10 protein-coding genes are annotated in these 11,654 nt (G+C 61.9%); 6 read left to right on the forward strand and 4 right to left on the reverse strand.

What is annotated here, in order from left to right:
* The first annotated feature begins 9 nt into the window (after positions 1–9).
* Positions 10–1,023, forward strand: coding sequence for a sugar phosphate isomerase/epimerase family protein (locus CGK93_RS11455; protein WP_089594933.1), 1,014 nt, complete (start codon positions 10–12; stop codon positions 1,021–1,023).
* Positions 1,024–1,902: 879 nt separating this feature from the next.
* Complete coding sequence (locus CGK93_RS11460) at positions 1,903–2,322, forward strand: hypothetical protein (RefSeq protein ID WP_442856986.1); 420 nt, start codon at positions 1,903–1,905, stop codon at positions 2,320–2,322.
* Positions 2,323–2,981: 659 nt separating this feature from the next.
* On the opposite strand, the gene CGK93_RS11465 is transcribed toward CGK93_RS11460, so the two are convergent.
* The 4 genes from CGK93_RS11465 to CGK93_RS11480 all read right to left on the reverse strand — a co-directional run bounded on the left by CGK93_RS11465 (position 2,982) and on the right by CGK93_RS11480 (position 6,551).
* Positions 2,982–4,175, reverse strand: coding sequence for a fatty acid desaturase family protein (locus tag CGK93_RS11465; RefSeq protein ID WP_089594934.1), 1,194 nt, complete (start codon positions 4,173–4,175; stop codon positions 2,982–2,984).
* A 63-nt stretch (positions 4,176–4,238) separates the two neighbouring features.
* Entirely contained in the window at positions 4,239–4,952 is a 714-nt protein-coding gene (locus CGK93_RS11470; RefSeq protein ID WP_089594935.1) for a GAF and ANTAR domain-containing protein, read from the reverse strand.
* 9 nt (positions 4,953–4,961) lie between these two features.
* Positions 4,962–5,639 (reverse strand): GAF and ANTAR domain-containing protein, encoded by a 678-nt coding sequence (locus CGK93_RS11475; protein ID WP_089594936.1) that lies wholly within the window; start codon positions 5,637–5,639, stop codon positions 4,962–4,964.
* Positions 5,640–5,816: 177 nt separating this feature from the next.
* Complete coding sequence (locus CGK93_RS11480) at positions 5,817–6,551, reverse strand: GAF and ANTAR domain-containing protein (protein ID WP_089594937.1); 735 nt, start codon at positions 6,549–6,551, stop codon at positions 5,817–5,819.
* 558 nt (positions 6,552–7,109) lie between these two features.
* On the opposite strand from CGK93_RS11480, the gene CGK93_RS23570 reads away from it, so the two are divergent.
* Genes CGK93_RS23570 through kdpC form a run of 4 tightly spaced genes read left to right on the forward strand, consistent with a single transcriptional unit; the run spans position 7,110 to position 11,633 of the window.
* Positions 7,110–7,208, forward strand: a complete 99-nt coding sequence (locus tag CGK93_RS23570; RefSeq protein ID WP_157731780.1) for a potassium-transporting ATPase subunit F — start codon at positions 7,110–7,112, stop codon at positions 7,206–7,208.
* 6 nt (positions 7,209–7,214) lie between these two features.
* A complete protein-coding gene (kdpA, locus tag CGK93_RS11485) occupies positions 7,215–8,882 on the forward strand; it encodes a potassium-transporting ATPase subunit KdpA (protein WP_089594938.1) in 1,668 nt (555 codons plus the stop codon).
* Positions 8,879–11,017 (forward strand): potassium-transporting ATPase subunit KdpB, encoded by a 2,139-nt coding sequence (kdpB, locus tag CGK93_RS11490; RefSeq protein ID WP_089594939.1) that lies wholly within the window; start codon positions 8,879–8,881, stop codon positions 11,015–11,017. The genes kdpA and kdpB overlap by 4 nt, the downstream gene beginning before the upstream one ends.
* Before the next feature lie 10 nt (positions 11,018–11,027).
* The gene (gene kdpC, locus CGK93_RS11495) at positions 11,028–11,633 is read left to right on the forward strand and encodes a K(+)-transporting ATPase subunit C (RefSeq protein ID WP_089594940.1); all 606 of its coding nucleotides are present in this window, start codon (positions 11,028–11,030) and stop codon (positions 11,631–11,633) included.
* Positions 11,634–11,654 lie beyond the last annotated feature (21 nt).

Genomic DNA, 11,654 nt, shown 5'->3' on the forward strand with positions numbered 1-11,654 from the left:
GATAGAATCATGCCCGATCAACAGACCCGCCCGTTCACCTTGTTCACCGGCCAGTGGGCCGACCTCCCCTTCGAGGAAGTCGCTCGCCTTGCTTCCGGCTGGGGCTACGACGGCCTGGAAATCGCCGTCTCCGGAGACCACCTGGATGCCTGGCGCTGGGACGAACCCGGCTATGTCGAGTCCAAACTCGCTGTGTTGGAGAAGTACAACCTCAAGGTCTGGGCCATCTCCAACCACCTCAAAGGCCAAGCCGTCTGCGATGACCCCATCGACTTCCGCCACGAAGCCATCGTCGGCTCACGCGTCTGGGGCGACGGGGAACCCGAAGGCGTCCGCCAGCGAGCCGCCGAAGAAATGAAACACACCGCCCGCCTCGCCAAGGCCCTCGGCGTGGACACCGTCGTCGGTTTCACCGGTTCTTCCATCTGGCAGTACGTGGCCATGTTCCCGCCTGTCCCGGAGAAGGTTATCGACGCCGGGTACCAGGACTTCGCCGACCGGTGGAACCCCATCCTGGACGTCTTCGACGAAAACGGGGTCCGCTTCGCCCACGAGGTCCACCCCTCCGAGATCGCCTACGACTACTGGACCACCGTCCGGACCCTCGAAGCGATTGGCCACCGCGAAGCGTTCGGCCTGAACTGGGACCCCTCGCACTTCATGTGGCAGGGCATCGACCCCGTGTCCTTCATTTGGGACTTCAAGGACCGGATTTACCACGTGGACTGCAAGGACACCAAGCTCCGCCCCACCGGGCGGAACACCGTGATGGGCTCGCACTTGCCGTGGGGAGATCCCCGCCGCGGCTGGGACTTCGTGTCCGCTGGACGCGGCGACGTGCCCTGGGAATCATCTTTCCGGGCCCTCACCGCAATCGGCTACGACGGACCCATCTCCGTGGAATGGGAAGACGCCGGCATGGACCGCCTCCACGGCGCCCCCGAAGCCCTCGCCGCCCTGAAGAAGTTCGACTTCCCGGCCTCCCAAACCAGCTTCGACGCAGCCTTCAGCAGCAAAGACTAGGACGGGACCGACGTGATCGGCATCCGCCAACCCGGCCAAAGCTGCGAGGTGCGGATCGCGTCCGATATGACTTACAGGTAAGCCACATGGGTACTGGTCCTGGCGTGGACCTCTGCTCCTCGATACTCTGGAGCGGCGGTCCATTTCGATGACCACCGTTACGTCGTTTGGGGTGCAGCGCTCTCAAGGGAGCAGGTCCCGACAACGGCGATGTTCGACGATATCCAAATCGCCCGCGCCGCACCGGACACAGGCGCGGACAGCTTGCAAAGGACAAAAAGGAAGTGTGGACGTTGTCCATACTCTCCGACTCGGACTACTTCGTACAGCCGCCGAACTGGCCCGGATTCCGCATGTTCCCGCCACTTCCCAGTCTTGCCGAGCCCTGGAATCCCGTTCGGGTCCCACCTCGGGCACGGCATACCCCCTCGTCAGAGGGGGTTTTGCCTTAAAGTGTGTACATTCTGGTTGGTCAGGTCCCTCTGACACTTGCCGCGGCGTATGCCTGGCGCCGCAGGTCGCCTCTTTGGTTGCGGGGGAGGGGGTAGGGTCGTGGCTGGTTGGCCCTAGCCTGCTTTGTACTGGGGTCATGTGTCCTTTCCTTGGTTCGTTCTGTAGGTCGTGGTTGTCCTACATGTCTTCATTGGTAGGGGTGTTGGTCACGACACGACAAGTGGATATTCTTGCGGATTCGCTTTATGGGATTGTCCGTGAGATGGCACGGATGGTGTGGCCCGGGAGTAGCAGTGCCCGGAAAAAACCTCAGCCGCCGATTCTGTAAAGAGGCTGTTCACAGGGTGCAACTCAGACGGTTTGAAGATCCGGCGGAGTTGGAGACCTTCTACATTCCGGCGGGCCTGATGACCCAGTACCAACCCCGTGCACCTGGGCCATCACGCCCAAGGCCCGGTAGCGGACTTTGCCGAGTGGATCGCGAACTTGCCCGAATCGCCGCTGGCCGCGACGCCGTCGAACGCTGGCCGGGACGCCTGGTTTGACGTGAAGGTGAACTACCAGCAGGACCACACCAACGTGGACATCAACGCCGTTACTGCAGCGTTCAAACCCGCCAACCACATCTTCAAACTCCGCGGACTCAGCCGCGACGGGGCAATCACAGTAGTCCGCCCGGACCAATACGTCGCCAACGTCCTGCCCCTGACCGGCACCATCAGCGATGTGGGCTTGACGCAGCACGGGCGCAAAGTACACAGGAACGCTGAAAGTCGTATCTGCTCGCTCAGGCAGGCAATTCCAGCCGGAAGCCGCAGCTCACGCAGCGCAAAATTTTGGTTCTAAGCCGGACGTCAAACAGATGAGACAAGTCATCTCCAAGAATGGTGTTCGCGGTCAAGCTCCGCCGCACTTCGAGAGGGACCCTGGCCATGGGTTCGCTGCAATGAAGGTAGCTGTCGCCGAAGAGGATGAGCCCATCGAGATTCGTTCCTGTGTTCAGTCTTGCAGCAACCTCGCTGAATCGCGTGAAGTGCGAGAGTATCGAACCGCATCCGGTACAGCTGTAAGAGACCTCTACGATGAGGCCGACTGTGTGGGCCCGTGCTGCTTCAATCGCGTGCAGCACCAGGTAGCCGTCGGTCCGGCACGTCGGGCACCACATTCTCGCCCCTTGGGGCAGGGGTGTCCCACCCGTCCCACCCGATGAAACGGAGTTCTCTGCCATGAAGGCTACCGGTCTTGCTCCACCGTGAAAGAGGGGCTGCTTTCACGATTGGAATGGACGCGGCGGACTATCGGGCCACTGGTTGGCATCCCTGCTGTGGGCACGGCCGGTAGGGGCCGGTTGATGAGCGACAAGATGTTGCCTCCTCGTTGCGCTGGTAAGGCGCTGCCGGGGTCTGGGGCAACAACACCAGCGTAGGCACCAAGGAGGCCGCGAGTCCATAGGAAAGAACCCTGTGAGGGCGAATCCTCTCAAAACAAAGGCCCTGAGCGCTCCGTTAGCTCCGGTGCTCCCCGGCGAGGGGGCAGGTGAACGGGTCAGCCGCCGCGAGACCTACGGTGTTAAGGTAGCGGATCACGATTCCGTAGGAGCGCATCAACCCTGTTTCGGTGTAGGGGATCCCTATGAGAACGCAGTGTGCTTTGACAAGTCGACTTGCCTCGCCGAGGTGGCGGCGGGGCATGTCGGGAAACAGGTGGTGTTCGATCTGGTAGTTGAGCCCACCCATGAAGAACGTCACGAACCTACTGCCGCTGATATTGCGGGACGTGAGCACCTGCCGGGTCAGGAAGTCGGCGCGACTGTTCTCGGGAAGTATCGGCATCCCTTTGTGGTTTGGCGCAAAGGTTCCGCCCATGTACAGCCCGAAAACGGCAACCTGAACCCCGATAAACGCCGCAGCGATGCCTGGGGACAGCATGAGGAACAGCAGTCCGATGTAGGTGCCAAAGCGCAGCCCGAGTAGGCCAAGCTCCAGCCAACGAAACTTCACCGGACCGCGGCGCAGCAAATACCTCAGTGAGTCGATGTGCAGCGTCCATCCTAGGAACAACAGCAGTGGGACGAGGAGGTAGCCCTGTCGTTTGCCAAACGCCCGGGAAAGTCGTCCGCGGTTGGTCGCCACCTCGTTGTGAAAGACGATCGCACCGGGAGCGATGTCCGGATCCCGATTAACCACGTTCGGCCGGGCATGATGCCGTGAGTGTTTGTCGGTCCAGTAGGCGTAACTCATGCCAACCATGAGGGTGGCGATCAGGCGGGCAGTCCACTCGTTTGCCCCCCGGGAGGTGAAGACCTGAAGGTGGCCTGCTTCGTGGCCGACCAAAGCGAACTGCGTGAAGACAACGCCGAGCGCTGCAGCCACTGCAAGCTGGAGCCAGGAGTCGCCGAGAAAGAAGAACGCCGCCCACAGGCTGGCACCCGCGATGATCAAGAGCATCAGGAGCAGGAGGTAAGAGCGGCGACACCGGTCGAGCAGCCCCGCTTCCTTGACTGAGGTCAAGAGGCTCGCGTAGCTGCTGGTGACTTTGTTGATGCGAACTGCGGGCGTTGTCTGCTTGGGCGCTGGTTTGACTGTGGGGACGACCGGTGGGGGCTCTTTGATGAGCGACAAGATATTGCCTCCTCGTGTGTGCTCTGAATGCACTGCCGAGGTCTGGGGCAACAACACCAGCGTAGGCACGAAGGACACCGCGAGTCCATAGGGAATGAACCTGGGTGGGTAATCCTTTGCAGCGGGTCACATGGAAAAGTGCTAAATCATCAAAGTGCGATTAACGATGTTCTCGGCGACATCGTGAAGATTTTGCCGGGAGGAGCGGGCATGTGCGCGGAGCACGTTGAAGGCGTCGTCCATGTCGAGGTTTTTGGTCTGCGCGATGACACCTTTGGCTTGCTCGATGAGCACCCGGGTGGCCAACGCGCGTTGGAGTTGGTCGTTGAGGATGCCTGCTTCGCGGATGGTGCGCTCCTGCAGGAGGCTGATGGTGGCGACGTCGGCCATGGCCTGGGCGATGGAGGCGTCTTCGGGGGTCAGGGCGCCGGTTTCGGCGCCGAACAGGCCCATGGCGCCGATGACCCTGGTGTGGACGCGCATGGGTACGGCGTGCACTGACCTGAAGCCCATGTCCAAGGCAATCTGCTGAAAGGCCGGCCAGCGGTCACCAAGGGCGCTGATGTCATCGACGGTGATGACTGTTCCTGTGTGGTAGCACTCCACGCACGGGCCCGCTCCGGCTTCGAGTTGGAGCAGTTCCACCAGTTGGCTTTGCTCGCTGGTGGAGGCCAGCAATTGCAGGTTGCCGTTGGCGTCGGAGAGCAATAGCCCGGCCTGGGCGGCGTCGAGTAAATCGACGGCGTCCTCCACGAGCGTGTGGAGCAAGTCCAGGACGTCGTAGTCGGCAACGAGGGTGTCGGTAAGCTTCACGAACGTATCGCTGAGACGTTCGGCTCTGCTTTTGATTACCATGTTTGCATTTTACTGTGAACCCGGATCGGCAGCGCCCGCTTCCGGTGTGAATTCCAGCCGCCGGCTCACAACGTCCAAAGCGGTGTCCTGCAATGATCTTCCGCTCGCGAAAGCGTGGCCCCGCAGCAACAACAACGCTTCGTCTGGTGTGCTGTCTGTTTGGACCAGCACCATGCCGGTTGCTTGATGGATTTCCCGCCGGGCCAAGGGAATGGCCGCCGATTCGTTCTCATCCTCTGGCAACAATCCCCGTAGCAAGGTCCAGGCGGTCCTGCTGGAGATTTGGGCGGCCCGGCTGGTCTGGGCGTGGCTGAAATTGCCCGGTGAGGTGCTGTATAGCTCCGCCACGCCGATGACGAGACCCCCGGCGAGCAACGGGAAGACGAAGAGTGCCGCTGCGTCGGTCACGGTTGCCGCTTCGGCGAAAGCCGGCCAGGCCCGCACTCCGGCGTCGCTCAGATCGGAGATCATGACAGGGAGGTGGGTGCGGAGAACATCCCACCGTGGTCCGTCCCCCAGATCGTACTGGAGCTCATCGAGCCGGGCAGCCGTTGAGTCGGAGGCGCACATCAACGTCTCGGCCGAGGAACCGCCGAAAATGGAAACAGCTGCTCCATCGATGGGCAATTCCTGGAGGAATGCGGCGCAAAGGTCACCGTGGGGACCATAAGCCGGCGATGGAGTCATCTCGGGCACTCGTCGTCAGCTCTTACGCGATGGCTCGGCTGCACCAATGACCACCATTCCTGTATCTTGCCAGACAGTCGGACTCTGACTGCTTCCTCAACCATAAACCCGTTGGCCGTGGTGGCTCCCGACGGCGGCGGTCGCCACGGTCTGTTCACCCCCCCCTATACGGAGATGTTATTTCTCGAAGAAGGTTGAGGCCTGGGAATTGTTGACGCGTTGGACTATGGTGTCGGCCACTTCGTAGAGTTTTTGATTTCTGTCGCTCGATGCTTTCTTGAGGATTTCCATGGCTTGGAACTGGCTGCACCGGTTCTGGGCCATGATCATTCCGCACGCAAGGTCGATAACTGTTCGCCCTTCCAAGGCGGCTTTGAGATTCTCGACCAACTGTTCGGACGTCGTGATCCGGATAGCAAGACGCAGGGCCCGGGCCGCCATGTCCCCAAAAATCCGGGCGTCGGCAACGGACTCCGGAGTGAACTGTTCTGCCGGTGCTGCGAAGAAGTCCAGAACTGCCTTGGCGTCGGAGCCCAGCTCGAGGGGGATGCCCATGGCGCTGCGGTACCCCTCATCGGCAAGTGTCCTGCTGAAGTTGGGCCATCGTTGCTCCTCCGTTGCATCCGAGACGACAATGGCGTGGCCCACGTCCATCGCTTCGAGGCAGGGTCCTTCGCCGAGGCGCTGTTCTATTTGATCCAGCCAGACGGCGATGTCGCTGCTGCCCGCGATTGTGGTGCGGTGCTTGCGACGGTGTAATGCAACAGCGCATTCGATCTGAGTGCCTCGTGCGCGGGACAAACTCTCCGAGGCCAGCCCGGCCATGCCCTGAAGGAAGCCCTGAAGGTCGTCGGTCGAAGTGATCAGCCGGTTCAGGCGATCGAATCCTTCCTCGAGCTCGTCGTCTGTCATGCGTCCAATCTATGAGCCGGTGTCCTGCTGCACAATGCAGGGTGGGGTTTCCGTCAAGCGCAGCCAGCCGGCCGCCCTCCCCGAGAACGCCGGCCGGCTTGGAACAACAGTGGTGGCTGGATCCACTGAGGGTTTGGTGGCGATTTCCTGGAACACGCGGGATTCGTCGACCGAACACCATCGCCTCTGTTCTCCTGCAAGTCCTCGATGTCACGGTGCCTATGCCGCACATCTATTCCGGTGTACGGAGTAACCCCAACCGGATCGCACCCGGTGGCCGTGGGTTCACGTCGGCGGAACCTGGATCCAGCCGGCGAGAGGGCGTTAAGGATTCATCAAGAAACACCCCGCCGGCATTAAGGAACCGTAAGGATCGTCTTTTCGGCCCATTTCAAGGGATTGACTGAGGTCAGCCCCGCGAACGGGGCGCTGATGAAAGGACGTTCCAGTGGCCGACGTGGCTGTTGTGGTGATTCTTGTGGCGTGCATGGGAATCGTGATGTGGGTTGCCCACCTCTTGGGCAAAATGGTCGACGGCGATGGTCCGGTGAGCGGGCAATGACGTTGGATGCGATCATGTGGATCGGGCTCTTCATCGCGGGCCTCGCTACGGTGGGCTATCTGCTGGCAGTGTTGCTTCACCCGGAAAAGTGGTGATGGCCGATGGTCTTCAGCACTGCCTCCTTCATCACTCAAATAGTTGTCCTTTTGCTCGTTCTCCTGCTCTTGCACAAGCCCTTGGGCTTGTATCTCGAGCGGGTTTTCTCGGGTACTAAATCGTCGCGGCCTGAGAGGTTGTTCTACCGCTTGGCCGGGGTCGATGCCGGAACTGAACAGAGCTGGTCTGTGTATCTGCGCAGCGTTCTGGTGTTCTCGGCGGTCTCCATTCTGATGATTTTCCTGCTGCAGCGTCTCCAAGGGGTGCTTCCCGGCAGCAATGACCTTCCGGGCGTCGACCCGTGGATCGCGATGAACACGGCTATCTCGTTCGTCACCAATACCAACTGGCAAACTTACGTGCCGGAGGCCACTGTGGGCATTTTCGTCCAGATGTGCCTGCTGGCGGTCCAGAACTTCCTCTCGGCCGCCGTGGGGATCGTAGTGGTGGTCGCCCTGATCCGCGGCATCATGCGAACCACAACCGACCGTCTTGGCAACTTCTGGGTTGACCTCGCGCGGGCCTCCTTCCGGGTCCTGCTTCCCCTGGCAACCGTGGGGGCCATCGCGTTGGTGATCGGCGGCGTCGTCCAGAACTTCTGGTCCACGGAGGTCACCAACGCCGCTGGCGGGGTCACGCAGGTGATTCCCGGTGGACCGGTCGCTTCCCAGGAAACAATCAAGGTTTTGGGTACCAACGGCGGCGGCTACTTCAACGCGAACTCAGCGCACCCGTTCGAGAACCCGAGCATTTTCACCAGCATGTTCGAAGTCTTCCTGATCCTGCTGATCCCCTCGGCGCTCCCGTATATGTACGGGAGGATGGTGGGGGACCAGCGCCAGGGCTACACCGTTGCCGGCGTCATGGCCGCTCTCTGGCTGACCTCCACGGCGTTGATGGGTTGGGCTGTTGCCGCGGGCCAAGGAACCGCGACGGCGGCTGCCGGCGGTCTGGGCGAAGGTTTCGAACAGCGCCTGGGTCCGGCGGCCAGCTCGATTTTCGCCGCTTCCACCACCCTGACGTCCACCGGAGCAGTCAACGTCGCACACGATTCCCTGTCCCCGTTGGCCGGCGGCATCGCGATGCTGAACATGATGCTCGGCGAGGTGGCCCCGGGAGGCACCGGCTCCGGACTGTACGGGATGCTGGTCCTGGCCATCATCGCCGTCTTCATTGCCGGCCTGATGGTGGGCCGCACGCCTGAATTCCTGGGCAAGAAGATCGGCCCCCGGGAGATGAAGCTCGCAGCCCTTTACATCCTGGTGACACCCACCTTGGTGCTGGCCATGGCTGGCGTCACGGTGCTGCTGCCGGACGTCATGGCCAACGCACCGGCGTCCGGTCCGCACCAGTTCAGTGAGGTGCTCTACGCCTTTACCTCGGGTGCGAACAACAACGGTTCTGCCTTCGGCGGCATCACCAGCTCCGGTCCCTACCTCTCAGTGATGCTCGGGATCGCCATGCTGCTCGGCCGTTTTCTGCCCATCGCGCTGGTGTTGGCGCTGGCGGGTTCCTTCGCCAGGCAACGCAAGATCCCGGCGTCGTCCGGAACCGTCCCCACGCACGGTTGGCTCTTCGGATCACTGCTTCTCAGCGTGACCGTGATCATGACCGCACTGAGCTATTTCCCGGCCCTCGCTTTGGGCCCCCTCGCAGAAGGACTCATCAAATGACTCGGTCCACCACGGCATCCGCATCGGAAACCGCCGCGCTGACCTACGCCGACGGCAACCCTCTCGGAACCCCTGGAGAACACAAACACCACACCAAAGCGCCGGCAAAGCTGAACGCTGCCACCATCCGGTCCGCCCTTCCAGTGGCGCTGAAAAAGCTCTCCCCTCGGCAAATGATCCATTCACCAGTGATGTTCGTGGTGCTGGTCGGCGCCGCCATCTGCACGGTGATCTGTGTGGTCAAGCCGGACGTGTTCGGCATCGCAGTGACAGTCTGGCTCTGGCTCACCGTGCTGTTCGGCACGCTGTCCGAGGCTATCGCCGAAGGCCGCGGAAAAGCCCAGGCCGACAGTCTTCGGGCCAGCCGCCAGGGTGTTTTCGCGCGGCTCCGCTTGGAGGATGGTAGCACCAAGGCGGTTCCCGGAACGGACCTTAAGTTGAACGACGTTGTCATCTGTGAAGCCGGCGACGTCATCCCGTCCGACGGCGAGATCATCGAGGGCCTGGCCAGCGTTGACGAGTCCACCATCACGGGCGAATCAGCGCCGGTCATCCGTGAATCCGGCGGTGACCGTTCGTCCGTCACCGGTGGCACGAAGGTCCTCTCCGACCGCATCCTGGTCCGTATTACTGCCGAGCCGGGGGCCACGTTCATCGACAGGATGATCAAGCTCGTTGAAGGCGCAGTGAGGCAAAAAACGCCCAACGAAGTCGCCCTGCACGTGCTGCTGGTGTCCCTCACCATCGTCTTCCTGGTGGTCACCATGACGCTGGCGCCATTCGCCTCCTTGGCAGGCGCCACACCATCGCCCATCGTGCTGGTGGCCCTGCTGGTCTGCTTGATTCCCACAACTATTGGGGCTTTGGTTCCGGCTATCGGCATCGCGGGTATGGACCGGCTGGTCCAGCATAATGTCCTGGCAACCTCCGGGCGTGCGGTGGAAACGGCAGGCGATATCACAACGTTGCTGCTGGATAAGACCGGCACCATCACCTACGGCAACCGGCGCGCAGTCAATTTCTACCCGGCCAACAACGTGGAGCTCTCCGATCTCATCGAAGCCGCACGCCTGTCCAGCTTGGCTGATGAGACCCCCGAAGGGCGCTCCATCGTGGACCTCGCCAACGACAAGGGTGCGAACGGTCCCGGCTTGGAGCAGATCCGGAAAGCCTCGAAGGAAATTCTCATTGTTGAGTTCACGGCCAGCACCCGCATGAGCGGTTTGGACCTTGACGGGCGCCGGATCCGGAAAGGCGCCGCGTCCGCCGTCGAACGCTATGTCACGGAGGCAGGCGGGCGCATGCCCGCAGAGGTCCAGCGTCGAGTGCAGGAGATATCAGCTGTGGGCGGCACGCCGCTGCTGGTTGCCGAAGCCACGCACGACGGCGGAGTCCGGGTTTTGGGAACAGTGCACCTGGCCGACGTGGTCAAGCCGGGCATGCACGCCCGGTTCGCCGAACTCCGCAAAATGGGGATCCGGACGGTCATGATCACGGGCGACAACCCTGTCACGGCAAAAGCGATTGCGGCGGAGGCCGGCGTCGACGATTTCGTCGCTGAAGCCACACCCGAAGACAAACTGGACGTCATCCGCCGCGAGCAGGGCGAAGGCCGCCTGGTTGCGATGACCGGCGACGGCACCAACGACGCACCTGCCCTTGCTGCCGCCGACGTTGGCGTGGCCATGAACTCCGGGACACCGGCTGCCAAGGAAGCGGCGAACATGGTGGACCTGGATTCCGATCCCACCAAACTGATCAACATCGTGGGCATCGGTAAACAGTTGCTCATCACCCGGGGAGCGTTGACCACGTTCTCGGTGGCGAACGACGTAGCAAAGTACTTCGCGATAGTCCCGGCACTGTTTACCGCAGCGTTCCCGGGCCTGGGACTGCTGAACATCATGGGCCTGGCCACGCCGGCCTCAGCCATCCTGTCAGCCGTGATCTTCAACGCCCTCATCATCATTGTGCTGGTGCCGCTGGCTTTGCGTGGCGTGAAGTACCGGGCGGTGTCGGCAAACCAAGCGCTCGGCAGGAACCTGCTCCTCTACGGCCTCGGCGGACTCGTAGCACCGTTCCTCGGCATCAAACTGATTGACCTTCTCATTTCCCTCATCCCCGGCATCGGCTAGGACACCCATCATGAACATGCTGCTCGGCTACCTCCGACAGGCAGGCACCGCCTTCCGGTTCCTGCTCCTCGCCACCCTCATCTTGGGGCTTGCCTACCCGTTGGCAGTCTTCGGGGTGGGACAGGCTGTTGCCCCGTTCCAGGCCAACGGCTCCATCGTCAAAGACGACGCCGGAAATCCGGCGGCTTCAGCGCTGATCGCGCAGGCTTCCGCTGACGACGCAGGGACTCAGGACCCGGCCTGGTTCCACACGCGACCCTCGGCCGTTGGCTGGGACCCGGCGTCGTCGTCGGCCAGCAATCTGGGTCCCAACGACGCAAAATTGCTCGACGCCGTCACCGCCAACCGCGCGGCCGTTGCGGAGTCGGAAGGCGTCAGTGAGGCCGCTGTGCCTGCAGATGCCGTGACGGCCAGCGGCTCGGGACTGGACCCGGACATCTCCGTTGAGTACGCCACACTCCAGATCCCGCGGGTGGCGAAAGCGCAGGGGCTCAGTCTTGAAGCTGTTCAAGGCCTCGTGGACAAGTACACGAGTGATGGACTGGAAGCATTTTTAGGCCAACCAGGGGTGAATGTCACTGAGCTGAATCTGGCCGTTGCGGAGGTCGCACGGTGAGGCGCCGGACCGCCGGAATCA

This window comes from Arthrobacter sp. YN (genome assembly GCF_002224285.1).
Taxonomy (GTDB): Bacteria; Actinomycetota; Actinomycetes; order Actinomycetales; family Micrococcaceae; genus Arthrobacter.

Bases quoted from the DNA above. Each gene is read 5' to 3' on its own strand.
- CGK93_RS11455 (WP_089594933.1), top strand. From the start codon at position 10: ATGCCCGATCAACAGACCCGCCCGTTCACCTTGTTCACCGGCCAGTGG.
- CGK93_RS11470 (WP_089594935.1), bottom strand. From the start codon at position 4,952: ATGGTAATCAAAAGCAGAGCCGAACGTCTCAGCGATACGTTCGTGAAG.
- CGK93_RS11475 (WP_089594936.1), bottom strand. From the start codon at position 5,639: ATGACTCCATCGCCGGCTTATGGTCCCCACGGTGACCTTTGCGCCGCA.
- CGK93_RS11480 (WP_089594937.1), bottom strand. From the start codon at position 6,551: ATGACAGACGACGAGCTCGAGGAAGGATTCGATCGCCTGAACCGGCTG.
- CGK93_RS23570 (WP_157731780.1), top strand. From the start codon at position 7,110: ATGACGTTGGATGCGATCATGTGGATCGGGCTCTTCATCGCGGGCCTC.
- kdpA (WP_089594938.1), top strand. From the start codon at position 7,215: ATGGTCTTCAGCACTGCCTCCTTCATCACTCAAATAGTTGTCCTTTTG.
- kdpB (WP_089594939.1), top strand. From the start codon at position 8,879: ATGACTCGGTCCACCACGGCATCCGCATCGGAAACCGCCGCGCTGACC.
- kdpC (WP_089594940.1), top strand. From the start codon at position 11,028: ATGAACATGCTGCTCGGCTACCTCCGACAGGCAGGCACCGCCTTCCGG.